This window comes from Pseudomonas sp. 5.2, assembly GCF_059025405.1.
In genome coordinates, this window is the sequence record NZ_JBYBHH010000018.1 from 81,110 (window position 1) to 106,173 (window position 25,064).

At 62.3% G+C, this 25,064-nt stretch carries 21 protein-coding genes and 3 tRNA genes; 15 read left to right on the top strand and 9 right to left on the bottom strand.

Annotated features, from left to right (window positions below; translation table 11 throughout):
• Window positions 1–166: 166 nt before the first annotated feature.
• Window positions 167–640, bottom strand: coding sequence for a Dps family protein (locus AC5PZ0_RS23460; RefSeq protein WP_027594672.1), 474 nt, complete (start codon window positions 638–640; stop codon window positions 167–169).
• A gap of 277 nt (window positions 641–917) precedes the next feature.
• On the opposite strand from AC5PZ0_RS23460, the gene AC5PZ0_RS23465 reads away from it, so the two are divergent.
• Window positions 918–1,511 (top strand): cold-shock protein, encoded by a 594-nt coding sequence (locus AC5PZ0_RS23465; protein WP_027594673.1) that lies wholly within the window; start codon window positions 918–920, stop codon window positions 1,509–1,511.
• Window positions 1,512–1,550: 39 nt separating this feature from the next.
• On the opposite strand, the gene AC5PZ0_RS23470 is transcribed toward AC5PZ0_RS23465, so the two are convergent.
• Complete coding sequence (locus AC5PZ0_RS23470; protein WP_027594674.1) at window positions 1,551–1,757, bottom strand: SlyX family protein; 207 nt, start codon at window positions 1,755–1,757, stop codon at window positions 1,551–1,553.
• A gap of 1 nt (window position 1,758) precedes the next feature.
• Window positions 1,759–2,181 carry an HIT family protein gene (locus tag AC5PZ0_RS23475; RefSeq protein ID WP_155951424.1) on the bottom strand — a complete coding sequence of 141 codons (423 nt, stop codon included), beginning with the start codon at window positions 2,179–2,181 and terminating at the stop codon, window positions 1,759–1,761.
• 765 nt (window positions 2,182–2,946) lie between these two features.
• Between AC5PZ0_RS23475 and AC5PZ0_RS23480 the strand changes: the two genes are divergently transcribed.
• From AC5PZ0_RS23480 to AC5PZ0_RS23490, 3 genes are all read left to right on the top strand, one after another.
• The gene (locus tag AC5PZ0_RS23480) at window positions 2,947–4,230 is read left to right on the top strand and encodes an OprD family porin (protein ID WP_027594676.1); all 1,284 of its coding nucleotides are present in this window, start codon (window positions 2,947–2,949) and stop codon (window positions 4,228–4,230) included.
• A 160-nt stretch (window positions 4,231–4,390) separates the two neighbouring features.
• Window positions 4,391–6,106, top strand: a complete 1,716-nt coding sequence (locus tag AC5PZ0_RS23485; protein WP_265970064.1) for a proline--tRNA ligase — start codon at window positions 4,391–4,393, stop codon at window positions 6,104–6,106.
• 20 nt (window positions 6,107–6,126) lie between these two features.
• Window positions 6,127–7,080, top strand: a complete 954-nt coding sequence (locus AC5PZ0_RS23490; protein WP_027594678.1) for a YceB family lipoprotein — start codon at window positions 6,127–6,129, stop codon at window positions 7,078–7,080.
• Between the two features lie 28 nt (window positions 7,081–7,108).
• On the opposite strand, the gene dinB is transcribed toward AC5PZ0_RS23490, so the two are convergent.
• The gene (dinB, locus tag AC5PZ0_RS23495; protein WP_172960426.1) at window positions 7,109–8,167 is read right to left on the bottom strand and encodes a DNA polymerase IV; all 1,059 of its coding nucleotides are present in this window, start codon (window positions 8,165–8,167) and stop codon (window positions 7,109–7,111) included.
• A 221-nt stretch (window positions 8,168–8,388) separates the two neighbouring features.
• Between dinB and AC5PZ0_RS23500 the strand changes: the two genes are divergently transcribed.
• The 5 genes from AC5PZ0_RS23500 (at window position 8,389) to AC5PZ0_RS23520 (ending at window position 13,086) form a co-directional block, all read left to right on the top strand.
• Window positions 8,389–8,465 (top strand) — tRNA-Met (locus tag AC5PZ0_RS23500).
• 134 nt (window positions 8,466–8,599) lie between these two features.
• Window positions 8,600–8,676 (top strand) — tRNA-Met (locus AC5PZ0_RS23505).
• 133 nt (window positions 8,677–8,809) lie between these two features.
• Window positions 8,810–8,886: transfer RNA gene (locus AC5PZ0_RS23510), tRNA-Met, on the top strand.
• A gap of 265 nt (window positions 8,887–9,151) precedes the next feature.
• Window positions 9,152–11,794: a bifunctional lysylphosphatidylglycerol flippase/synthetase MprF gene (mprF, locus tag AC5PZ0_RS23515; RefSeq protein ID WP_186680997.1), complete on the top strand. Its 2,643-nt coding sequence runs from the start codon at window positions 9,152–9,154 to the stop codon at window positions 11,792–11,794.
• Window positions 11,794–13,086, top strand: coding sequence for a virulence factor family protein (locus AC5PZ0_RS23520; protein ID WP_099430214.1), 1,293 nt, complete (start codon window positions 11,794–11,796; stop codon window positions 13,084–13,086). The genes mprF and AC5PZ0_RS23520 overlap by 1 nt, the downstream gene beginning before the upstream one ends.
• A gap of 246 nt (window positions 13,087–13,332) precedes the next feature.
• Here the strand turns inward: AC5PZ0_RS23520 and AC5PZ0_RS23525 are convergent, their stop codons facing one another.
• Window positions 13,333–15,243: a potassium transporter Kup gene (locus AC5PZ0_RS23525; protein ID WP_027594682.1), complete on the bottom strand. Its 1,911-nt coding sequence runs from the start codon at window positions 15,241–15,243 to the stop codon at window positions 13,333–13,335.
• 236 nt (window positions 15,244–15,479) lie between these two features.
• Between AC5PZ0_RS23525 and rimO the strand changes: the two genes are divergently transcribed.
• The 5 genes from rimO (at window position 15,480) to tsaA (ending at window position 19,565) form a co-directional block, all read left to right on the top strand.
• On the top strand, window positions 15,480–16,811 hold the full coding sequence (gene rimO / locus AC5PZ0_RS23530; RefSeq protein ID WP_027594684.1) for a 30S ribosomal protein S12 methylthiotransferase RimO: 1,332 nt from the start codon (window positions 15,480–15,482) through the stop codon (window positions 16,809–16,811).
• 259 nt (window positions 16,812–17,070) lie between these two features.
• The gene (locus tag AC5PZ0_RS23535) at window positions 17,071–17,529 is read left to right on the top strand and encodes a GNAT family N-acetyltransferase (protein ID WP_412764072.1); all 459 of its coding nucleotides are present in this window, start codon (window positions 17,071–17,073) and stop codon (window positions 17,527–17,529) included.
• Window positions 17,530–17,641: 112 nt separating this feature from the next.
• Window positions 17,642–18,352, top strand: coding sequence for an rRNA pseudouridine synthase (locus AC5PZ0_RS23540; protein ID WP_099430216.1), 711 nt, complete (start codon window positions 17,642–17,644; stop codon window positions 18,350–18,352).
• 49 nt (window positions 18,353–18,401) lie between these two features.
• Complete coding sequence (locus tag AC5PZ0_RS23545) at window positions 18,402–18,863, top strand: YehS family protein (protein WP_027594687.1); 462 nt, start codon at window positions 18,402–18,404, stop codon at window positions 18,861–18,863.
• A gap of 6 nt (window positions 18,864–18,869) precedes the next feature.
• The gene (tsaA, locus tag AC5PZ0_RS23550) at window positions 18,870–19,565 is read left to right on the top strand and encodes a tRNA (N6-threonylcarbamoyladenosine(37)-N6)-methyltransferase TrmO (RefSeq protein WP_099430217.1); all 696 of its coding nucleotides are present in this window, start codon (window positions 18,870–18,872) and stop codon (window positions 19,563–19,565) included.
• 59 nt (window positions 19,566–19,624) lie between these two features.
• Here the strand turns inward: tsaA and AC5PZ0_RS23555 are convergent, their stop codons facing one another.
• The 4 genes from AC5PZ0_RS23555 to AC5PZ0_RS23570 form a co-directional block, all read right to left on the bottom strand.
• A complete protein-coding gene (locus AC5PZ0_RS23555) occupies window positions 19,625–20,947 on the bottom strand; it encodes a dicarboxylate/amino acid:cation symporter (RefSeq protein WP_027594689.1) in 1,323 nt (440 codons plus the stop codon).
• 385 nt (window positions 20,948–21,332) lie between these two features.
• Complete coding sequence (locus AC5PZ0_RS23560) at window positions 21,333–22,679, bottom strand: ATP-binding protein (RefSeq protein ID WP_099430218.1); 1,347 nt, start codon at window positions 22,677–22,679, stop codon at window positions 21,333–21,335.
• Window positions 22,676–23,353, bottom strand: a complete 678-nt coding sequence (locus AC5PZ0_RS23565) for a response regulator (protein WP_027594691.1) — start codon at window positions 23,351–23,353, stop codon at window positions 22,676–22,678. Before AC5PZ0_RS23565 ends, AC5PZ0_RS23560 begins: the two co-directional genes overlap by 4 nt.
• 129 nt (window positions 23,354–23,482) lie before the next feature.
• Window positions 23,483–24,088: an outer membrane beta-barrel protein gene (locus AC5PZ0_RS23570; RefSeq protein ID WP_027594692.1), complete on the bottom strand. Its 606-nt coding sequence runs from the start codon at window positions 24,086–24,088 to the stop codon at window positions 23,483–23,485.
• Window positions 24,089–24,217: 129 nt separating this feature from the next.
• Here AC5PZ0_RS23570 and AC5PZ0_RS23575 point away from each other — a divergent pair, with 129 nt between their 5' ends.
• Window positions 24,218–25,009, top strand: a complete 792-nt coding sequence (locus AC5PZ0_RS23575) for a dienelactone hydrolase family protein (RefSeq protein WP_099430219.1) — start codon at window positions 24,218–24,220, stop codon at window positions 25,007–25,009.
• Window positions 25,010–25,064: the final 55 nt, after the last annotated feature.

The following is a 25,064-nucleotide window of genomic DNA, read 5'->3' on the forward strand; positions in this document are numbered from 1 at the left end:
ACTCCATCGCGACTGCCATTGCCCCTGTACCCGGGGCCCTAGGGCAACCATGAAGCGCCAGCCTGCGCCTTCGAAACAGCGGCAAAACCTTCCCGCAGAAACGCAAAAAGCCCGGCTGCACTGCCGGCAGCCGGGCTTATCAGACGTTTCTGACGCTACGCGGCGACTATTGGCCGTCCAGCAAGACGCGCAGCATCCAGGCGGTCTTCTCGTGCACCTGCATACGCTGAGTCAACAGGTCGGCGGTCGGTTCATCGCTGACCTTGTCCACCACCGGGAAGATGCTGCGCGCGGTGCGCACGACCGCCTCCTGGCCCTGCACCAGCTGACGGATCATCTCCTCCGCGGCCGGCACGCCCTCCTCTTCCTTGATCGAAGAATGCCGCGCATAAAAAGCATAGGACCCCGGTGCCGGGAAGCCCAAGGCACGGATCCGCTCGGCAATCGAGTCCACCGCCAGCGCCAGCTCGTTGTATTGCTCTTCGAACATCAGGTGCAGGGTACGGAACGACGGACCGGTGACGTTCCAGTGAAAGTTATGGGTTTTCAGATACAGCACGTAGGTATCCGACAACAGGCGGGACAGCCCATCGACGATAGACTTGCGATCTTCTTCACTGATACCGATATCAATTGCCATGAAGTTCCCCTTTCCATAAGGCTTGATGATCAAGCGGGCCCTTCCAACTGTATCAACACTTGGCGCAACCCGCCTGTGACATGGCGCAACACATCGGCTGTGGCGGCCTGCGGTTTGAGTAGCCTGCGCCTTTGCTGTTAAATAGGCAGGGTGCCACCCGTGCGGACTGTTATTGCCGGGTGCATAGGCTGGCCCACCACGTGTTCGCGCTTTACACCTCATGCGCACCGTGTCGCCAGCTCTTCCTGTGATCAGCTTGTCAACTGTGAGCCAACCCATGTTCAAGATCGTCCATCTGGTGACGGGCGTAGCGGCTTTGCTGCTATCGCTCATACCCAGCCTGAAAACCGACGCAACACCCTTCCTGCAGCAACCCGACGCGGTCTACCTGGCACTGCTCGGCCTGCTTAACCTGGTATTGGCCCCGGTCGTGCCGCTGTATTACCGAGGTGCCCGGCAACAATTGCAGCACCTGGCTTGCGCCTTGCTGGTGGTGGCCGTGGTATTGCAGACCCTGACGCTGCTGGCTCGCCCCGAAATGGGCAACCTGGCCGCCCTGGTCTGCGCGGCCTTGGCCGTGGTGCTGCACCTGGCTGCGGGCTTCGCCCGAGCCAACCGAAAAGCCCGCACCAGCCAAAGTGCCCCCTTGGAGGCCGGCAACCGCGATACGGGCACCGTCAAGTGGTTCAACACGTCCAAAGGCTTTGGCTTCATTTCCCGCGATTCGGGCGATGACATCTTTGTGCACTTCCGCGCCATCCGCGGCGAAGGCCACCGCATTCTGGTCGAAGGCCAGCGCGTCGAGTTTTCGGTCATGCACCGTGACAAAGGCCTGCAGGCCGAAGATGTGGTCGCGGTAACCCGTCGCTGACCGTGTGCAGCCCTGGTGCAAGGCCAGGGCTGCCTCAACTCAATAATGAGGGGGCGGCGCCTCTTCACCTTCGCTGCCGTATTGCCCCACCATTTCTTCGTAACGCTTGAGCAGCTCGGCCATCTGCAATTGCAGGCGCTCGATCACACGCCCTTGCTCGACCACCACATCATTGAGCGCCTGAAGCGTGTCGTCCTGGAAGGCCTGGCGGGTTTCCAGCTCGATGATTCGCGATTCAGAGGACACTTCAGGCCACCTGCTGGTAGTCATCGTTGAGCAGCGCGCGCAGGCGCTGACCAATGGCATCGACTTGCCCCGGCGCATACTCGACGGCGGGCACTTTGCCCCATACCGGCGCTGGCCAAGCGGCGTCATGCGTGTGACGGACAATGACGTGCATGTGCATCTGGCTGACAACGTTACCCAGGGTGGCAACGTTCATCTTGTCAGCGTTGAATTCGCCCTTCAGCGCTTCAGCCAGGTACGTGGTTTCTTTCCACAGTTGCGCCTGGTCTTCCTGGCTCAAGTCGAACAATTCGCTCACCCCAGGGCGACGCGGCACCAGGATGAACCAAGGGTAATTGGCGTCTTTGCTGAGCAACACACGGCACAACGGAAAGTCTCCAAGTACATAGGTGTCTTGCTGCAAACGCGAATCCATCTCAACCACCACCAACCTCCAATACTCGATAACGGGCCCGCGAGACACGGGAACATTGCGCAAGGATACCTTGCTTCGCGCACGCCGGCATGCAACAGCAGCCCGACACTGCACACTTTAAGTTCATGAATACCTGCTGCCTGCACAGTCGCGGTAACACACCGCTACTTTTCGCACCAAAATGAGGCCGCAAACGAGCACACCACTACGCTTTTACCCACACGAATGACTCCGCATGAACAGTTGCCGGTAACACATTGACTTTTATGGCAGGTTTTGAATTTGAAAACCGCCAGAGTTGTGGCACACCATCAGACAAGTCCCGCCCCGTGTTTACGGTACTTTCCGACCTTCGGCAGCCTCATTTGTGAAAATTTCATAAACGGGTGGTAATTTTGAGCACGCTTGTTGCATTCCTCTCCCGCCAAGTCGGCACGACATCTGCATCAAGCGATGTACGCAACAAATAACAACAGCCGCTTTGGATACACCAGGGAGTTTCCCTAACCGGAACCTGTAGTTACAGATTCGTTACGGTGACAGGAACAGCGCTGGCGTTGTACGACCCGGGAATCCGGGACGTGATTTGCGACATGGAAATACCTGAAAGCGACATGGCCATAAAGTTCCCGAAAGCTTGGATATGCCCATATCGCCAACAACAGTCAGCGTGTTATACATTTCCGCCGACATAACAAGAAAGAGCTGCCCCATATAACTAAAAGACTTGGGCGCAGCGGTACTCTTCCTAAAAAACCAAAGGAGCAAATCACGATGCGCGTGATGAAGTGGAGCATGATCGCCCTGGCCGTTTCGGCAGGGACCTCGCAATTGGCCTTCGCCTCTGCACAAGACGAGTCCAAGGGTTTCATCGAAGACAGCCAGCTGAACGTCAAAACTCGCATGCTGTACTTCAGCCGTGACTTCCGTAACAACCCAGCCGGCACTCAAAGCCGCGTGGAAGAAACCGGCCTTGGCTTCCTCGGCACTTACGAATCGGGCTTCACCCAGGGCACTGTAGGCTTCGGCGTCGACGCCATCGGCATGCTCGGCCTGAAACTGGACAGCGGCAAAGGTCGCGCCGGCACCGGCCTGTTCCCACAAGGCTCCGACGGCCGTTCGCAGGATGATTACTCCGAAGGCGGCGGCGCTGTAAAAATGCGCATCTCCAATACTGTGCTGAAGTTCGGTGACCAGTTCACCGCCATGCCAGTATTCGCCACTGACGACAGCCGCCTGCTGCCGGAAGTTGCCGAAGGCGGCCTGATCACCAGCAACGAGATCAATGGCCTGACCCTGAACGCCGGTCACTTCACCGCCATGAACGCCCAGGCTCAGACCTACCATGACAGCCTGAACCTGACCGAAGCCAACATCTTCGGCGGTACCTACGCGTTCACTGATAGCCTCAGCACCAGCGTTTACTACTCGCACATCGAAGATCACTTCCGTAAGTGGTACGGCAACATCAACTGGGCGCTGCCGATCAGCGACAAGCAAGGCCTGGTGTTCGACTTCAACATCTATGACACCAAGTCGATCGGCGCCAACCGCACCGGCGCATTCGTGACCAAGTCCGACGGCACCAACGAGCTCGACAACATCGCAGCCAGCTTGTCGGCTGCCTACAACATCGGCGCCCACACCTTCACCCTGGCCTACCAGAAAGTCAGCGGCGACGGTGACTACGCCTACGGCGTGGACGGCGGCGGTACCGTGTTCCTGGCCAACTCCATCGCCCGTTCCGACTTCAACGCCGAAGACGAGAAATCCTGGCAGGCTCGCTACGACCTGAACTTCGCCGAGTTCGGCGTACCAGGCCTGACCTTCATGACCCGTTACGCACGCGGTACCGGTGCAACCACCCGCACCACCGACGACGGTAAGGAATGGGAACGCGACGTAGACGTCAAGTACGTCATGCAGAGCGGCCCAGCGAAAGACCTGAGCTTCCGTGTCCGCCAGGCCACCTACCGCTCCAGCGACGGTGTGTACTACGGTTCGAGCTCGATCGACGAACTGCGTCTGATCGTCGAGTACCCGCTGAGCATCCTGTAAGCCTGGCTTGCAGTGCCCCGCACTTGAAAAAGCCCGGCGATCACGCCGGGCTTTTTCTTGGCTGACAAGTGTCACGCCCTGGGGCATCCTGTACGCCTTCGTTTCGCCCCCGTACAATGCGGGGTCATTTCAACGTCTTAGGCAATCGACACGGCCCACCATGCGCACCAGTCAATATTTGCTCGCCACCCAGAAAGAAACCCCTGCCGACGCAGTGGTCATCAGCCACCAGCTCATGCTGCGCGCCGGCATGATCCGCAAACTGGCCTCTGGCCTGTACACCTGGCTGCCGATGGGCTTGCGAGTGATGCGCAAGGTCGAAGCCGTTGTGCGCGAGGAAATGAACGCCGCCGGCGCCCTGGAAGTGCTGATGCCCAGCATCCAGCCCGCCGAACTGTGGCAGGAATCCGGCCGTTGGGAGCAGTACGGCCCAGAGCTGCTGCGCCTGAAAGACCGCCACAACCGCGACTTCTGCGTCGGCCCGACCCACGAAGAAGTCATTACCGACCTGGCCCGTAACGAGCTGTCCAGCTATAAACAGCTGCCGCTCAACATGTACCAGATCCAGACCAAATTCCGTGATGAGATCCGCCCACGCTTCGGCTTGATGCGCGGCCGCGAGTTCATCATGAAGGACGCCTACTCCTTCCATGCCGACCAGGCTTCCCTGCAGGAAACCTACGACCGCATGCACCAGGCGTACAGCAACGTCTTTACCCGCCTGGGCCTGGACTTCCGCCCTGTGCAAGCCGACACCGGCTCCATCGGTGGCAGCTACTCGCACGAATTCCACGTGCTGGCCGAATCCGGTGAAGACGATGTGATCTTCAGCGACAGCTCCGATTACGCTGCCAACATCGAGAAGGCCGAGGCCATCCCGCGTGAAACCGTGCGCCCTGCCCCTTCCGAGGAGCTGCGCCTGGTCGACACGCCGGACGCCAAGACCATCGCCCAACTGGTCGAAAACTTCGGCCTGCCGATCGAGAAGACCGTCAAGACCCTGATCGTGCGCGGCGCCGAAGAAGGCAAGCTGATCGCCCTGATCGTCCGTGGCGACCACGAGCTCAACGAAATCAAGGCCACCAAGCTGGAACAGGTTGCCGACCCGCTGGTCATGGCGACCGAAGCTGAACTGCGCGACGCCATCGGCGCCGGTGCAGGCTCGCTCGGCCCGCTGAACCTGCCACTGGAATGCATCATCGACCGTTCGGTTGCCCTGATGAGCGACTTCGGCATCGGCGCCAACATCGATGACAAGCACTACTTCGGCGTCAACTGGGAGCGCGACCTGCCGGTTCCGCAAGTCGCCGACCTGCGCAACGTCGTCGAAGGCGACCCAAGCCCAGACGGCCAGGGCACCCTGGTGATCAAGCGCGGCATCGAAGTGGGCCACATCTTCCAGCTCGGCACCAAGTACAGCGAGGCACTCAAGTGCCAGGTACTGGGCGAGAACGGCAAGCCTGTCGTGTTGTCCATGGGTTGCTATGGCATTGGCGTGTCCCGCGTGGTCGCCGCCGCCATCGAACAGAGCTACGACGACAAAGGCATCATCTGGAACGACGCCCTGGCGCCTTTCCAGATCGCCCTGGTGCCGCTGCGCTATGAAACCGACGTGGTTCGCGAAGCGACCGACAAGCTGTACGCCGAACTGACTGCCGCCGGCTTCGAAGTGCTGTTGGATGACCGCGACAAGAAGACCAGCCCAGGCATCAAGTTTGCCGACATGGAGCTGATCGGCATCCCGCACCGCATCGTCGTCAGTGACCGCGGCCTGGCCGAAGGCAACCTGGAATACAAGCACCGCACCGATCAGGATGCTCAAGCGCTGCCACTCAATGAAGTGCTGTCGTTCCTGCAGGCCCGCGTTCGCCGCTGATAATCAATGCACGAGTGATCATGTCCAAGCGAAGTACCTTTCCCCTGGGGGGCGCCGCACTGTGCGGCGCCCTGCTCATCAGCGGCTGCGCCAACCAGATGTCCCAGCGCAGCGAGCACGAGGAGCGCGTCGAGCGAAAACTGCTCGAACACAGTCTGCAGATCGATGTCGGCGAGCCGAAGGTGATGGAGCTGCCGCAACGACGTGTGCGCGTGCATGAGCTGAAGCGCTTCGAAGTCACCGAGTTCGAAGTTACCCGGCGCTACGACCGCTACACGCCCTACCAGCCTTGGCGGGAGATCTACGAGATCCCACTGGGTGCGGTGGCTGTCGTAGCGGGCGTAGGTGCCAACGTGGTCAACGTGTTCGCCTTGGGCAACCTGCCTGAAAGCGTGACCCACGACTGGCTCAGCTACGGCGTGGCGGGGCTTAACCCGTTCATGAACGTGCAGTCCAACGGTCGCGCCCAGCAGAACCTTGCCGGGATCAGCGAAGTGCAGAAGGACCAGCGCGAGGAGTCCACCAGCCTTCCCTGGAGCGAGCGCCTGGTCGAAGTCAAGGCCGGCAAACTCACCCACGAGCTGACCACCGACAGAAACGGCGTGCTGCGCCTGAACCTGCTCGACAGCCCGTTCTCCGAGCAAAACCTCAACCACATTGGCACCCTGCACCTGCAGGTGGTCGATGAGGACAATGCGGTGCGCGGTGACGCCAGCCTGCTGGTCAGCGCCACGCTGCGCAACAAGCTGCTTGAAGCGCACGAGCTGATCTTCGACGACCTGGAAGACGATGATGTCAGCCAGTGGGTGCACCGGGTCAAACGCCTGTCCGAACTGGGCCTGGAAGAGGAAGCCAGTGAAATGGAGCAGAGCCTGATCGAGCTGACGCGCAACGATCCGGAACTGCAGCAGGAATTCCTGCAATCCCTGACCAAGGCCACCGGGCGGCTGGTAGCTGACCCAGGCGTGCAATAAATGAAAGGGGCCGCTTAGCGGCCCTTGTTCATTTAGGTGGGAACAGCTCCAGTTGCTCATGCGCACCGCGCAAATCCCGCAACCTGACCCCGACACCCAGCAAGCGCACCGGCTTGTCACCCCGCGCGAAGGCCTGCTTCATTAATTGCCGGTAACTTTCCAGGTCCCTGCCTGCCCCCGCCTGCTCCATCGTCGTCTGGCTGAAGTCATGGAACTTGACCTTGACGAAAGGTTTGTCCGGCCGGTAGCTGCTGTCCATGCGGGCAATGCGCTCATTAAGGCTGTCGAGCAACGCGGGAAGACGCTCTAGGCAACTGGCCAGGTCCGGCAGATCGGTATCGTAGGTATTTTCCACGCTGACCGATTGCCTGCGGCTGTCATTGTGCACAGCACGCTCATCAACCCCCCGCGCCAGCCCCCAAAGCCGCTCACCAAAACTGCCGAACTCACGCACCAGGGCCAGGCGGGACCACGCGCGCAGGTCCAGGCAGGTATCGATACCCAAGCGCGCCAGCTTGTCCGCCGTGACCTTGCCCACCCCATGCAACCGGGCGACGGGCAGGGCCGCGACAAACGCCTCGACCTCCCCCGGGGTGATGACGAACAGGCCATTGGGCTTGCGCCAGTCACTGGCGATCTTGGCCAGGAACTTGTTGGGGGCGACACCCGCCGACACCGTGATATGCAAGGTACGGGCGACGCGCCGGCGAATGTCCTCGGCAATCCGTGTCGCGCTACCGGCGTACCACTGGCTGTCGCTGACATCCAGGTAGGCTTCATCCAGCGACAAGGGCTCGATCAGCTCGGTGTAATCGCGAAAAATGGCGTGAATCTCCCGAGATGCCTCGCGATAGGCTTCAAAACGGGGTTTGACGATCAACAAGTCAGGGCACAGCTTGAGCGCATGGCGCGAGGACATGGCCGAGCGCACGCCATAGGCACGGGCTTCATAGTTGCAGGTGGCGATGACCCCGCGATGGTCGGCCGACCCGCCGACCGCCATGGGCCGACCGGCCAGGCGCGGGTCATCACGCATCTCGATCGCGGCGTAGAAGCAATCGCAGTCGACATGGATGATCTTGCGCAAGGACATGGATGACCGTCAGTACTGTAGATTCATACAGATAGTATCGCATGGCCCCTCTGGCGCAACAGCCTGCACGGCGCATCCCTCGACAATTGGCCTGCAAGGCCCGCCGCGCCTGCCCCGCGCGCCTTGCTCAAACGCTAAGGGTTTGAACGAAAAAGGGTTTTCTTGGAATAATGCTTGACATAGGGCGGGAAATCCGTAGAATTCGATCTCACAGGCGCGGGATGGAGCAGCCTGGTAGCTCGTCGGGCTCATAACCCGAAGGTCGTCGGTTCAAATCCGGCTCCCGCAACCAGATTCGAGAAAAGGCCACTGTTAACGCAGTGGCCTTTTTCTTTGGCCTCGAAAAAGTCATTGTGGAAAATTGACGATAAATCAAGAGCTAACGCTTGACACACCGTCAATAAACTGTAGAATCCGCCCCACAGACGCGGGATGGAGCAGTCTGGTAGCTCGTCGGGCTCATAACCCGAAGGTCGTCGGTTCAAATCCGGCTCCCGCAACCAAACAAAGAGAAGGCCACTGTTAACGCAGTGGCCTTTTTCTTTGCATCGAAAATGATGCAGAAGAAAAAAGGTTGAGAAATCAACAATTAACGCTTTACACAGATTCAACAAGCTGTAGAATGCGCACCTCTGACGCGGGATGGAGCAGTCTGGTAGCTCGTCGGGCTCATAACCCGAAGGTCGTCGGTTCAAATCCGGCTCCCGCAACCATATTCGTCAGAACAAACCCCGCCTGTGTAACAGCAGCGCGGGGTTTGTTGTTTTATGGCCCCACGGTTTCCATCGCCAAAGCACTAACCTGCCACTCGCCTGCCCCTCAGGCTTGAGATACCCCTCTCAGGATGAACTATCTTTAACCCGGCCAGAACGCTGAAAGCGCCTGTGCACGGAGTACTATTGGATACGTTTTCCTAAGGGACTTTCACTTGGCCGCACCTCTCCCCTACCTCGCGCTGCCGGCTCGGGGTACCAATCGATGACTTCCCACAACCCTGAACCTCCGGTGCCCCTCGCATCGGCGCTACCGACTGCTGCGCAGCGCCTGCCCATGATCGAGCGCTTGAGCCGCTATCGTCAGCCCATTGGCCTGGCGGTGACGCTGGTGCTGTTCGCCATGGCGCTGGTTGCCTGCCGCCACCTGCTGAGCGAGCTGGACATCTATGCACTGCACGATGCCATGCTCAGCGTGCCGACGCAGTCGTTGCTCGGTGCGTTGCTGGCGACGGTCGTCGGGTTCGTGATCCTGCTGGGGTACGAATGGTCGGCCAGCCGCTATGCCGGCGTGAAACTGCCCGCGAGGAGCCTGGTCCTGGGCGGCTTCAGCGCCTTCGCCATCGGTAACGCCATCGGCCTGTCGATGCTGTCGGGTGGTTCGGTACGCTACCGCCTGTATGCACGCCAGGGCCTTGGGGCTGCCGAAGTCGCGCGGATGACCGTTTTTGCCAGCCTGTCGCTGGGGTGTGCGTTGCCGCCCCTGGCTGCCTTGGCGACCTTGAGCGATCTACCCGCCGCCTCCACGGCGCTGGGCCTTTCGCCGGGCCTGTTGGCGGGTATCGCAGCTGCTGTACTGGTGCTGTTTGCAGTGTTGGTGATCGGGCTCTATCGCAGGCGCCTGGCCGAACAACCCGTGGCCGATAACCTGTTGGTGCAACTGGGCCGCCGCACGCTGCGCCTGCCGGGTGCCCGCCTGGCTGCACTGCAATTGCTGATCACTGCCTTGGACGTGGCCGCCGCAGCCACCGTGCTGTACCTGCTGCTGCCCGAAGCACCGCCCTTTGGCGCGTTCATCCTGGTGTACCTGCTGGCCTTGGCCGCTGGCGTGCTCAGCCATGTACCCGGCGGTGTCGGGGTGTTCGAGGCGATCTTGCTGGCAGCCTTTGCCGACCAGTTGGGCGCCGCGCCACTGGCAGCAGCCTTGTTGCTGTATCGCCTGATCTACGTGGTATTGCCGCTGCTGCTGGCCTGCGTGCTGTTGTTGGCCAACGAGGCACGGCGCCTGCTGTTCGCGCAACAGGCGATCAAGGTAGCTTCAGGGCTGGCCGCGCCGGTGCTGTCGATCCTGGTGTTCCTGTCCGGCGTCGTGCTGCTGTTCTCCGGTGCCACGCCGGAGATCGACACGCGCCTGGAGCACATGGGGTTTCTGGTGCCCCATCGCCTGATCGATGCCTCGCACTTCGGCGCCAGCCTGATCGGCGTGCTCTGCCTGCTGTTGGCCCAAGGGCTGCGCCGGCGCCTGTCGGCGGCCTGGCTGCTGACCACCACATTGCTGCTGGTCGGTGCCTTGCTCTCGCTGCTCAAGGGCTTTGACTGGGAAGAGGCGTGCCTGCTCACGTTCACCGCCGCCCTGCTTGCCCTGTTCCGCCGCTCCTTCTACCGCCCCAGCCGCTTGCTGGAGCTGCCCTTCTCGCCGGTGTTCCTGGTGGCCAGCGCCTGTGTGGTGGGTGCTTCGGTGTGGCTGCTGCTGTTTGCCTACCAGGATGTGCCCTACAGCCACCAGCTGTGGTGGCAGTTCACCCTGGATGCCGATGCCCCGCGCGGCCTGCGGGCAGCCATGGGCAGCGCCGTGCTGCTGGTGGCCGTGGCCCTGACCTGGCTGCTGCGCACCGCACCGCCGGTCATCCACCTGCCCGATGACGAAGAGCTGCAACGCGCCAACCGCATTCTGCTGGCGTCCGACCAGCCCGATGGCGGCCTGGCGCTGACGGGGGACAAGGCCTTGCTGTTCCACCCACGCGACAACGCCTTCCTGATGTATGCCCGTCGCGGTCGCAGCTTGGTGGCCCTGTATGACCCGATCGGGCCCGCACAGGAGCGCGCCGAGATGATCTGGCAGTTCCGTGACCTGTGCGACCTGCACCACGCCCGGCCGGTGTTCTATCAGGTACGCGCAGAGAACCTGCCCTTCTATATGGACATTGGCCTGACCGCCCTCAAGCTGGGCGAGGAAGCCCGGGTCGACCTGCGCCGTTTCGACCTCGACGCCAAGGGCAAGGAGATGAAGGACCTGCGCTACACCTGGAACCGTGGCGGCCGTGACGGCCTTAGCCTGGAGATCCATGAGCCCGGTCACGCCCCACTGGCAGAGCTCAAGGAAATCTCCGATGCCTGGCTCAGCGGCAAGAACGTGCGCGAGAAAGGCTTCTCGCTCGGGCGCTTCAGCCCCGAGTACCTGCAGCATTTCCGGATTGCCCTGATTCGCTTCCAGGGCCGGCCCGTGGCGTTTGCCAACCTGCTGGAAACCCACAGCAACGAGCTGGCCAGCCTCGACCTGATGCGGGCCCACCCAGAAGCGCCGAAGCTGACCATGGAATTCATGATGATCGGCCTGATCCTGCACTACAAAAGCCATGACTACGGCCGTTTCAGCCTGGGCATGGTCCCGCTTTCCGGGTTGCAGCCGAGGCGTGGCGCGCCGTTGACCCAACGCCTGGGCTCAATGGTGTTCCGCCGCGGCGAACAGCTCTACAACTTCCAGGGGCTTCGACGCTTCAAGGACAAGTTCCAACCGGACTGGGAACCCCGTTACATGGCTGTGCCAGCAGGGCTCGACCCGCTGGTGGCACTGGCCGACACTGCCGCCCTGATTGCTGGCGGCCTGACTGGATTGGTGAAACGCTGATGATCCGACGCTATTGGCTGTACCTGGTGATTGCGCTGCTGCTGGCCGCCCTTGGCGGGGCCGCGGCCTTCTGGCTATGGACGCGCCCGGCCCCCGAGGCGCGCCTTGAGCAATTGACCCTGAATGACACCCACATCACCCGTGTCACCCCTGGCGTGCACGCCAAAGCCCGGGTCGCCATCGGCGTCCCCCAGGACCAGGCCCTGACCGACAAGCAGTTGCTGGACCTGAGCCAGGCCGGGGAAGCCCAGCTGGTGCAGGTGATCCTGCCGCCTAGCGACTGCAGCAAGCAGCAGCAAGCGCTGGACCTGGCAGTGACCCAGCTCGCCGAGAAACCGACCCTGGTAGCCGGCATCGGCCCGGGTGCGGCACAAGCCTGGCGCTGGCTGGCCGCACAGACTGACGACAAGGCGCGGGCCATTTCCGTCGACTTCACCCTGGAGCAACCCGGCTGCCAGGCCACGCTGCCCAAGTCGGCGGCCCACGGCCACTGGAACGTCGCCTGGAACGACAACCCGGATGACGCCAGCGCCGCCTTCGTGCGCGACCAGGCCAACGCTGAAACCAGCATCAGCGATTACGACATCCACTTGCCCCAGGTACTCAAATCGCAGCTGACCCAAGCCCTGGTCGGGCATGACGGCAACGCCCTGGCCATCCCGGTGGTCGAGGTGCCGGCTGGGCAAACCACCGACACCGTCACCCTGTTCCTGTCCGGGGACGGTGGCTGGCGCGACCTGGACCGGGACGTGGCCGGGGAAATGGCCAAGCTGGGCTACCCGGTGGTCGGTATCGACACCCTGCGCTATTACTGGCAACACAAGACCCCGGAACAGAGCGCCGCCGACCTGTCGGAACTGATGCAGCACTATCGTCAGAAATGGGGTACCAAGCGTTTTGTATTGACCGGCTATTCGTTTGGCGCCGACGTGCTGCCCGCCATCTACAACCGCCTGCCGGCCGAAGACCAGCAACGCATCGACGCGGTGATGCTACTGGCCTTCGCCCGCAGCGGCAGCTTCGAGATCGAGGTCGAGGGCTGGCTGGGTAAAGAGGGCCAGGAGGCGCCAACCGGGCCGGAAATGGCCAGGCTGCCAGCGTCCAAAGTGGTGTGCGTCTACGGCGTGGAAGAGACCGACGAAAGCGGCTGCACCGACAAGACGGCCGTCGGTGAGCGACTGAAGCTACCGGGGGGGCACCACTTCGATGAGAACTACCCCGCGCTGGCCAAGCGCCTGATCGGCGAGATCGAGACGCGCCAGGGCAAGTCGAGCGTGGCGGAGCAGAACTGATAGAAAGGGGCCGCCATGCGGCCCAATCGCCGGCAAGCCGGCTCCCACCCGAACTCTGTAGCCTCCAAGTCTAGCGCCGCAACTGTGGGAGCGGGCTTGCCCGCGAAGAGGCCGGAACGAGCACCACAAGACAGTTGCTCCCACAGGAAGTGTGCAGCGCTTGAGGGCGCTGTTGAACCTGTGGGAGCCGGCTTGCCGGCGATGAAGCCAGAACGGGCTGCGCAATTCCAGCAGCCCGACCTTTGCTCAGATCTCGACCTGGGTCCCCAGCTCGATCACCCGGTTCAACGGTAGATTGAAGAAGCGCAGATTGCCGTTGGCGTTCTTCAGCAGAAACGCAAACAGGTTCCCGCGCCAGCGCGACATGCCCTCCAGCCGCGACGCAATGACGGTTTCGCGGCTGAGGAAGTACGTCGTGCGCATCGGGCTGAAATCCAGGTCTTCCAGGTGGCACAGCTTCAACGCCGCCGGCACGTCCGGCTCGTCCATGAAGCCAAAGTGCAACAGCACGCGGAAGAACCCGTCGCCATAGGCCTCCACCTCGAAACGCTCCTGCTCCGGTACCCGTGGCTGGTCCTCGCTGACCACCGTCAGCAGCACCACCTGGCTGTGCAGCACCTGGTTGTGCAACATGTTGTGCAGCAGCGCATGGGGCACGGCGTCGGGGCGCGCCGTCAGGAACACCGCCGTCCCTTCAACCCGGTGCGGCGGCTGGATGCGGATGCTGCTGATGAACACCGGCAGCGGCAGCGCGCCTTCATCGATGCGCTCGACAAGAATCTGCTTGCCGCGCTTCCAGGTGCTCATCAACAGGAACAACACGCCGCCCGCCAACACCGGGAAGGCACCGCCCTGCACGATCTTCGGCACGTTGGCGGCGAAGAACAGCCCGTCCACGAACAAAAAGCCCAGCAGAATCGGCACTGCCAGCACCGGCGGCCATTTCCACAACAGCAGCATCACCGACGACACCAGGATGGTGGTCATCAGCATGGTGCCGGTGACCGCCACACCATAGGCCGCGGCCAGGGCGCCGGACGATTCAAAACCGATGACCAGCAACACCACACCGACCATCAACGTCCAGTTCACCGCACCGATGTAGATCTGCCCCTGTTCATCACTGGACGTGTGCTGGATCTGCATGCGCGGTATGTAGCCCAGCTGGATGGCTTGGCGCGTCAGGGAGAAGGCCCCGGAAATCACGGCTTGCGAGGCGATCACCGTGGCCATGGTCGCCAACCCCACCAGCGGCAGCAACGCCCAGGACGGTGCCAGCAGGTAGAAGGGGTTGCGCGCCGCCTCCGGGTTTTGCAGCAGTATTGCACCCTGGCCAAAGTAGTTGAGCACCAGCGCCGGCAGCACCAGGGCGAACCAGGCGCGGGCAATCGGCTTGCGGCCGAAGTGGCCCATGTCGGCGTACAGCGCCTCGGCACCGGTCAGCGCCAGCACCACGGCACCAAGAATGGCCACGCCCATGCCGGGGTGAACAATGAAGAAGTTCACCGCCCAACCGGGGTTGAATGCCCTGAGCACTTCAGGGCTTTGCGAGATGCCATGCACCCCCAAGGCCCCCAGCACCACGAACCAGGCCACCATGATCGGGCCAAACAGCTTGCCGATCTTGTCGGTGCCATGCTTTTGCACCAGGAACAGCGCTACCAGCACCACCAGCGAAATGGGCACCACCCAGTGATCGATGCCGTCGAAAGCCAGGCCCATGCCCTCGACCGCCGACAGGACCGACACCGCCGGGGTGATCATGCTGTCGCCATAGAACAGCGAAGCGCCGATCAGCCCGCAGATGACCATCAGCGTACGCAGCCGCGGATGGGCCGCCGTGGCCCGCCGCGCCAGCGCGGTAAGCGCCATGGTGCCGCCCTCGCCCTGGTTGTCGGCACGCAGGATGAACATCACGTATTTGAACGACACCACCCACAGCAGCGACCAGAGGATCAGCGACAGGATCCCCAGCACACCGTCATGGTTGACCGGCACGCCGTAGCCACCGGTAAAGACTTCTTTGAGCGTATACAGCGGGCTGGTGCCGATATCGCCATAGACCACCCCGACCGCCGCCACGAGCAGGCCCAGCGACCGCGTCGCACCCTGCTTCCCCTCGTGCCCGCCTTCGGCATGACTGCTTGCCTGAACCATCGACCACTCCCGCAGACGGCCCTCTCGGCCGATAGAATTCACCCCCACGCCAGGGCATGGCAGATACCCGGACGCAACGGCGCGAAGCATAGCGCAGCGTTCGTCGTATTTCTGCTAGTCAAGCGACCTTGCGCTCGCTAGAATTGCGCACTTTTTGATCAGAGGCGCCAAAAAGCGCCCGTCAAGATCGCCCCCGTTTCCGGTCGGGCGACCTGTATTCAATACCGAGGTTAGTCATGTCCACCACTCCCGCCACTCCTAAGGTAGGTTTCGTAAGCCTGGGTTGCCCAAAAGCCCTGGTCGATTCCGAGCGCATTCTGACCCAGCTGCGCATGGAAGGTTATGAAGTCGTGCCCACCTACGAGGACGCCGACGTGGTGGTGGTCAACACCTGCGGCTTCATCGACAGCGCCAAGGCCGAGTCGCTGGAAGTGATCGGCGAAGCGATCAAGGAAAACGGCAAGGTCATCGTCACCGGTTGCATGGGTGTCGAGGAAGGCAGCATCCGTGATGTGCACCCGAGTGTGTTGTCGGTTACCGGCCCGCAGCAGTACGAACAAGTGGTCAACGCCGTGCACGAAGTGGTGCCGCCACGCCAGGACCACAACCCGCTGATCGACCTGGTGCCGCCTCAAGGCGTCAAGCTGACCCCGCGTCACTACGCCTACCTGAAGATTTCCGAAGGCTGCAACCACAGCTGCAGCTTCTGCATCATCCCGTCGATGCGCGGCAAACTGGTCAGCCGCCCGGTGGGTGAAGTGTTGAGCGAGGCCGAGCGCCTGGTCAAGGCGGGCGTCAAGGAGATCCTGGTGATTTCCCAGGACACCAGCGCCTACGGCGTCGACGTGAAGTACAAGACCGACTTCTGGAACGGCCGCCCGGTCAAGACTCGCATGCTCGAGCTGTGCGAAGCGCTGAGCAGCCTGGGCGCCTGGGTCCGCCTGCATTATGTGTACCCGTACCCGAACGTCGACGACGTGATCCCACTGATGGCCGCCGGCAAGATCCTGCCGTACCTGGATATCCCCTTCCAGCACGCCAGCCCGAAAGTGCTCAAGTCGATGAAGCGCCCGGCCTTCGAAGACCGTACCCTGGCGCGCATCAAGAACTGGCGCGAGCAGTGCCCTGAGCTGGTGATCCGTTCGACCTTCATCGTCGGCTTCCCTGGCGAAACCGAAGAAGACTTCCAGTACCTGCTCGACTGGCTGACCGAAGCCCAGCTCGACCGCGTCGGCTGCTTCCAGTATTCACCTGTCGAAGGCGCCCCGGCCAACGACCTGGGCCTGGACGAAGTGCCGGATGACGTCAAGCAGGACCGCTGGGACCGCTTCATGGCGCATCAGCAAGCCATCAGCAGCGCGCGCCTGCAGCTGCGCATCGGCAAAGAGATCGAAGTGCTGATCGACGAAGTCGAGGAGCAAGGTTCGGTAGGCCGCAGCTTCTTCGATGCGCCAGAGATCGACGGCAGCGTGTTCATCGATGGCGACCATGGCTTCAAACCCGGCGACAAAGTGCGTTGCCGGGTGGTGGATGCCGACGAGTACGACATGTGGGCAGAGCCTGTCTGATCAACGCAAAGCGCTGAAATACCGGGGGCGCATTGCGCCCCTTGTGTTGCCACGTCCGCCCACACCCTCCGGTCATGCGCACTCCCGGTAGGAGCAGCCTTGTGCTGCGAAGAGGCCGGTGCTAGCAGCGAAGATTTACGGCGTTGCCACTGGCCTCTTCGCAGCACAAGGCTGCTCCAGTGGAATGGTTAGGCTGATCTGACGCCGACCTTTGCATTTGCATCTATCGTTTTCCTCAGTCCCCAGGAGGATTACACGGATGCGCCAGGTTTCGACGCTGCACACCCCCCATCTGCGCGACTACCCCGAGCTGACCCAGGTTTGGGAAGACTCGGTGCGCGCGACCCACGATTTCCTGCCTGATGCCTATATCCTGCTGCTGCGCGAACATGTGCTGCACCGCTACCTCGATGCGGTGATGCTGATTTGCTGCAAGGACTCACAGCAACGCATCCAGGGCTTTGCCGGCGTGGCCAATGGCCGGGTGGACATGCTGTTCGTCGCGCCCTCATACCGTGGCAAGGGCATTGGTAAACGGCTGCTGCATTACGCCATCGATGAACTGAATGCCGAACGCCTGGATGTCAACGAGCAGAACCCGCAGGCGCTGGGGTTCTACCTGCACGAAGGTTTTGAGGTAGTTGGCCGTTCGCAGACCGATGGGCTGGGGCAGCCCTACCCTTTGCTGCACCTGCGGCTGATCCGCGCAGGGGCCTGACGCTTCTGCCGTGTTGTCTCGCCAAAACGGCGTAAATGACACAGATTCCCAGCCCCTCGACCGCCCAGGCAGGTACAATGGCGGCCTTTCCCTGCCTTTGCGAATCACCGTCATGTCTGAGCCCGTCCGCCTGTCCAAACGCCTTATCGAGCAATTCGGCTGTTCCCGCCGCGAAGCCGAGCTGTACATCGAAGGCGGCTGGGTCACGGTCGATGGCGTGGTGGTCGAGCAGCCACAGTTCAAGGTCGACGGCCAACAGGTCGAGCTGCTGCCCGGTGCGCGCGCCGAAAACCTCGAACCCGTGACCCTCCTGCTCAACCAACCTGCCGGCCTGGACACCGAGTCGGCCCGTATCAGCATGACCATGGACACCCTCAGCGAGGCGCACCGTGAAGGTGTTCGGCCGCTGCATGGGCACTTCACCAAGCTGTCCTGCATTGCCCCCCTCGAGCGTGGCGCCAGCGGCCTGCAGATTTTCACCCAGGATTGGCGCGTAGCGCGCAAGATCGACGCCGACCTGCGCCGCCTGGAGCAGGAATACATCATCGAAGTCAGCGGCGAAGCCACCCCGCAGGCGCTGGAGCGCCTGGCCCGTGGTGTGATGCGCAATGACCGGGAGTTACCCAAGGCCAAAGCCAGCTGGCAGAACGAAACCCACCTGCGCCTGGCCTTGAAAAACCCGCAGCCGGGGCAGATTTCCGAACTGTGCGCCAGCCTGCGCCTGCAGATAATCAGCATGCGCCGCATTCGCCTGGGCGGTGTGTCCATGGGCAAGCTGCCACTGGGACAGTGGCGCTACATGGCTACCAGCGAACGTTTCTAAGCAATACCGCCGCGCCGGATGGCACGGCTCAGAACAGGATTTCAGTCAAATGAACCACAACGATGTACTGCGCAGCCTGCGCTACATGCTCAAGATCAACGATGCCAAAATGGTCGGCATCATCAAGCTGTCGGGCCTGGAGGTCAGCGCCGAGACCCTGGCCAGCTACCTCAAGAAAGAGGAAGAGCCCGGCTTCGTGCGCTGCCCCGACCCGGTCATGGCGCACTTTCTGGATGGCCTGGTGATTCATCGCCGCGGCAAGGACGACAGCCGCCCGCAACAGCCGGTCGAGCTGCCGGTGACCAACAACACCATTCTGAAAAAGCTGCGCGTGGCGTTCGAGCTCAAGGAAGAAGACCTGCACGCGATACTCAAGTCGGTCAACTTCCCGGTCTCCAAACCCGAACTCAGCGCGCTGTTCCGCAAGGTCGGCCATGACAACTACCGGCCCTGCGGCGACCAGCTGCTGCGCAACTTCCTCAAGGGCCTGACCCTGCGCGTGCGCGGCTAAGTGGCCATGCAGCATACGGTTTCACCGGTCGGCATTGTCCGCTCCTGCTTCAAGGAAAAGTTCGCCATCCCGCGCCAGCCCCACCTGGCACCTGCGGCGCGTGGCGTGCTGGAGCTGCTGCCGCCGTTCGATCAGGGTGATGCCGTGGCGGGCCTGGAGCAGGTCAGCCATGTCTGGCTGTTGTTTCTGTTCCACCAGGCTCTTGAAGACAAGCCACGCCTGAAAGTGCGCCCACCGCGCCTGGGCGGCAACAAGAGCATGGGCGTGTTCGCCACCCGTGCCACCCACAGGCCCAATGGTATTGGCCAGTCGGTGGTACGCCTGGAAGGCGTGGAGCCTGGGCGCCTGCTGCTGTCCGGGATCGACCTGCTCGATGGCACCCCGGTGCTGGATATCAAGCCTTACGTACCCTATGCCGACAGCATTGCCGGTGCCAGTAACCAGATGGCCAGCGAAGCGCCCGCCGCCATTGCCGTGCAATGGCACGACGATGCCCTGCCCCAGGCCCACGCGCATGCGCTGCGCCTGGGCGAGCCACTGGTGGAGCTGATCGAGCAGTGCCTCGGGCAAGACCCGCGGCCGGCGTATCAGGTGCCACCACCGGAGCGGGTGTATGGGGTCAAGTTCTGGGATGTACAGGTGCGCTGGCATTATCCGCAGCCGGCGCTGATCCGCGTGCTGGAAGTCGTGCTGGATCATTGATCCGAGCGTGCACAAAAAAGGCGACCCGAAGGTCGCCTTTTTTCATTGCCTAACCGCGATCAGCGAGCCGGGCCTTCAGCCACGCCCAGGTCGTCGGTCGGACGGGTGTCTTCCAGCGGTGCGCCGCCAGATGCCAGCTCCGAAGCCAGCTTGTCGTTGTCCATTTCGTTGACCCACTTGGCCACGACCACGGTGGCAACGGCGTTACCGACCAAGTTGGTCAAGGCACGGGCTTCGGACATGAAGCGGTCGATGCCCAGGATCAGCGCCAGGCCGGCAACCGGCAGGTGGCCAACCGCCGACAGGGTGGCTGCCAGCACGATGAAGCCCGAACCGGTCACGCCAGCAGCGCCTTTGGACGCCACCAACAGTACCAGCAGCAGGGTGATCTGGTGGGTGATGTCCATGGTGGTGTCAGTCGCCTGGGCGATGAACACGGCGGCCATGGTCAGGTAGATCGAGGTGCCGTCCAGGTTGAACGAGTAGCCCGTCGGGATGACCAGGCCAACCACCGATTTCTTCGCACCCAGGCGCTCCATCTTCGCCAGCATACGTGGCAGCGCGGACTCAGAAGAAGACGTGCCCAGCACGATCATCAGCTCTTCGCGGATGTAGCGGATCAGCTTGAGGACGCTGAAGCCGTGAGCGCGGCAGATACCGCCGAGGACCACCAGGACGAACAGCAGGCAGGTCACGTAGAAGCAGGCCATCAGGTAGCCCAGTTGCACCAGCGAACCCACGCCGTACTGGCCGATGGTGAAGGCCATGGCACCGAAGGCACCGACCGGGGCCAGCTTCATGATCATGTTGATGATGTTGAACATGACATGGGCGAAGCGATCGATCAGGTCGAGCACCGGCTTGCCGTAGCTGCCCAGGCGGTGCAGGGCGAAGCCGAAGATCACCGAGAACATCAGCACTTGCAGGATATCGCCGTTGGCGAAGGCACCGACCACAGTGTTGGGGATGATGTTGAGCAGGAAGCCAACGGTGGTCTGCTGCGCGCCGGCGGCGGCATAAGCGGCCACGCTGCTGGCGTTCAGGGTGGTGACGTCGATGTGCATGCCAGCGCCTGGCTTGACCACGTTGACGACGACGAGGCCGATGATCAGGGCGATGGTGGAGACGATTTCAAAGTACAGGAGCGCGTAGCCGCCGGTCTTGCCTACCGACTTCATGCTCTGCATGCCAGCGATGCCGCTGACCACGGTGCAGAAGATGATCGGGGCGATGACCATTTTGATCAGTTTGACGAACCCGTCACCCAGGGGTTTGAGGGCAACGCCGGTTTCGGGATAGAAGTGGCCGAGCAGGATGCCGATGGTGATGGCGACCAACACCTGGACATACAGGGATTTGTACAGCGGCTGACGTGTCGTCATGGCTAATTTCCTCAAGTGTGCCGGTTCACCCTTCCCAGGGTGATGGGGCACCTGAATCGCTAACCCTCCTGCACATGGAGGGATTTGTCGTTGTGTTCGAGCTGCCTGGGCAGGCCTCTGCCAGGATCAATAGCAAGGGCAATGCCAAAATGCCCATGAAGGGTGCAAAGGCCGAGATTGCTAGGGGTAAGTGCCCAACGACAGGGCGAAAAAGCTGAGGAAGGCTGGCGGATTTCCGCCCGGTGGCGGAATTTGTACCAGGGGTGATGGCGGGAATCCGCCCATAGTGTATGGCGGTACGGCCCTTTCGCGGGTGAACCCGCTCCCACAGAGGGGGCACTGCACTCAAGCATGTGCATGCCTGTGAAAGGGCGGGTACTGCCGATCAATCCAGCGTGAAGGTGATCCGGAACGCCGCGCCACCCAGCGGCGAATCACCCAGGCTCAAGCCGGCGTCATAGCTGTCGACGATGTCTTTGACCACCGCCAGCCCGATGCCCTGCCCCGGGTGCTGGCTGTCCAGCCGCTCGCCGCGCTCCAGAATCCGCTCGCGCTGATCGGCCGGCACCCCTGGCCCATCGTCTTCGATGCACAGCGTCAGTTGGCCTGGCGCCTCTTCCAGGCTCACCCGTACGTGCCCCAGGCTCAACCGGTAGGCGTTCTCCAGCAGGTTGCCGAGCAGTTCCAGCAGCGCGCCCTGCTCCATCGGCAGCTGCGCGGCCTCGGGTATGTCCAGCGCGACGCTGACCTGCTTGTCGCGGTAGACCTTGGCCAAGGTGCTGCACAAGCTGTCGAGCAAGGGCTTGAGTTGCACGCTGTGACGCACCAGGCCGCTCTTGCGCAGGCTGGCGCGCTGCAGTTGGTAGTCGATCTGCTGGCTCATGCGCTCAATCTGGCTTTGCAGCACGCGCGCCTGCTCGCGCTCACCGCTGCGCTGGCGCAGGCTCTCGCCCACCCCTTGCAACACCGCCAGCGGTGTCTTCAGACTGTGCGCCAAGTCATCCAGGGAGTCACGGTAGCGCTGGCGCTGCTCGCGCTCGCTGTGCAGCAGGCGGTTCAACGACCCGGTCAGGCGCAGCAGCTCACGGGGGTGCTCGCGGCTCAACCCGTCACGCGCGCCGGCCTCGACCTCGTCCAGCTCGCGGCTCAGCCGCCGCAGCGAACGCAGGCCCCAGGTCAGGCCGGCCCACAACAGCACCAGCAGCGCCAGCAAGGCTGCGCCAAACCCCAGGTAGAGCTTTTCGCGCAGGCCATCGAGGGTGTGCTGGTACTCGCGCACCGGTTGCAGCGCAACGATGCTGTAGGCCGCGCTCTGGCCGCCAAGCAGCTTGATCTCGACGTCATAGACGAAGAACTCTTCGCCATCGCCTTGATGGATGCGGGCGAATTCGTTGCCACGGCCGTCATAGCGGGGGCGGTAGTTGATGTTCTGGTCTGCGGTGGCCCGCGACTGCCACACCAGGTTGCCGTCGCGGTCAAAGATATAGCCGAGCAGGCCGGTGTAGGGCAGGTTGTAGCGTTCGTCCGGCAGCAGCGTCGGCATCTGCAACTGGCCGCGCTCGATGCGGGCGGCGGAGATCAGCGTGGTCACGTCCGAGGCCAGGCGTTGCTCGATGGATTCCTGCAGGGCAAGGCTGAACGCCTTCTGCAAGGCAGGCAGCAGCGCCAGCATGAACAGCAGCGCCAGCACTGCGGCCGCCAACATCAGGCGCACCCGCAGGGAACGGATCATCGGCAGCGCTCGGTAAACAGGTAACCCAGGCCACGCACCGTGTCGATCGGTTTGAAGCCGTTATCACCTTCCAGCTTGCGGCGCAGGCGCCCGACCAGCACCTCGATGACATTGGGGTCACGTTCTTCATCGCCTGGGTAGAGTTGCTCCATCAGGCGGTCCTTGGCCACCACCTGCTGGTGGTGGCGCATGAGGTATTCGAGGATGCGGTATTCGTAGGCGGTCAGGGCCAGGGGCTGATCGTCCAGGGTCGCCTGCTTGCGGTTGAGGTCGAGCAGCAGCGGGCCTGCGGCGATGGTCGACTGGGTGAACCCGCTGGAGCGGCGCAGCAGCGCGTTGAGGCGCGCTTCGAGTTCTTCGAACTGGAAGGGTTTGACCAGGTAATCGTCGGCACCGGCGGCCAGGCCTTCGACCTTGTCCTGCCAGTTGCCACGGGCGGTGAGGATGAGAATGGGGAAGGTCTTGTTCTGGCTGCGCAGGCGGCCGATCAGTTCCAGGCCGCTCATGCCCGGTAGCCCAAGGTCGATCACGGCGAGGTCGAAGTGGTACTGCTCGGCCTGGTAAAGGGCCTCTTCGGCATCGGCGACAGCCTGGACCACGTGGCCGCTTTCGCCCAGGCGGGTGTAGAGGTGATGGCGAAGCAGCGCTTCGTCCTCGACCACCAGCAGTTTCATGTGCAGCTCCTTGTTTATATGGCCTGTGCCGGCCTCTTCGCAGCACAAGGCTGCTCCTACATCGGGCAACCACTGTGCCTGTGGAGCAGCCTTGCGCTGCGAAGAGGCCAGTGCAGGATAACAACTACCTCAGAACTTGTAGTTCGCCGACAGGTAAGTTTGTGCACTGCTGGTCAGGCGCAGGGTGCCGTCTTTCGGCCCGCCGCTGGCGCCCACCTCGGTGGCAGCATTGGTGCGCAGGTAACGGTAGCCCATCTCCACCGATGCCTTGTCGGTGATCTCCTGGATCACACCTGCCTGCAGGCCCACCGCGTAGCCATAATCGGTATCACGGCTGGCACCTGGGGAATCCTGGGTCAGCTTGGTCATGCCCAGGCTGCCGCCGCCGAACAGTTTGGTGGTATCGCCCACCGGCAGGAACAGGTCATAGCTGCCCAGCAGGTTTTCCTGGCGCAACTTGAGGCCGCTGTGGTCGCCCGAGACGTTATCGTAGGTCATGTAGTAGCGACCCTGGTCGTTGATCTTACCCACGCGCACGCCCCAGGTGTCGTCCTTGCCGATGATGCCGTCGGCGTTCAGGTTGTCGGTGTTGCGTTGCAACAGGCCCGATTTGCGGACTTTATCGCTGGTCTGGCCGTAGGTCAGGCTGGCGAAGTTTTCATCGGCGGCCTGGGCGGTGGTGATGCCTGCGGCGCAGACGGCCATGGCGGCGAGCAAAGTGTTGAAGGTTTTCATGGCTTCGTACTCCAGTTGGATGCGCTGTTTCTGTCTGGAAGCTAGAGTAAGGAGGGCACCCTGAACCGTGACTGAACCCTGGCTGAACCAGGGCTGAACGAACTGTCTGCAAGACAAGGAGTAGTAAACATGCGCGCCCTGCTGGCCCTGACCTTGATGTGCAGCGCCGCCCTCGCCCAGGCGGCGGTAGTGACCCGCGAGATCCCCTACCAGGACGACGATGGCAAGCGCTATGTCGGCTACTACGCCTATGACGATGCGCTGGACGACAAACGCCCGGGGATCGTCGTGGTGCATGAGTGGTGGGGCCTGAACGACTACGCCAAGCGCCGCGCCCGTGACTTGGCAGCCTTGGGCTACAAAGCGCTGGCGATCGACATGTATGGCGATGGCAAGCACACCGAGCATCCGCAGGATGCTCAGGCGTTCATGGCCGAAGCGATGAAAGACCCGGCTGCGGCGGCCGCGCGCTTCGACGCTGGCCTGGAGTTGCTGAAAAAACAGCCGAACGTCAACAAGCACCAACTGGGCGCCGTGGGTTACTGCTTCGGCGGCAAGGTGGTGCTCGATGCGGCGCGCCGGGGAGAAAAACTCGATGGCGTGGTGAGTTTCCATGGCGCGCTGGCCACCCAGACGCCAGCCAAGCCGGGCGTGGTCAGGGCCGACATACTGGTCGAGCACGGCGCGGCGGACAGCATGGTCACCGAACAACAGGTCGAAGCGTTCAAGGCGGAAATGGACGCGGCCAAGGTCAACTACAAATTCGTCAGCATCCCCGGGGCCAAGCATGGCTTCACCAACCCGGACGCCGACCGTTTGAGCCATGGCGAGCATGGTGGGCCGGACATTGGTTACAACAAGGCAGCCGATGAAAGCTCATGGGCGGATATGCAGGCCTTCTTCAAGAACGTGTTCAAGTAACGATCGCCGGGGCCGCTTTGCGGCCCATCGCGACGCAAGGCCGCTCCCACACAGC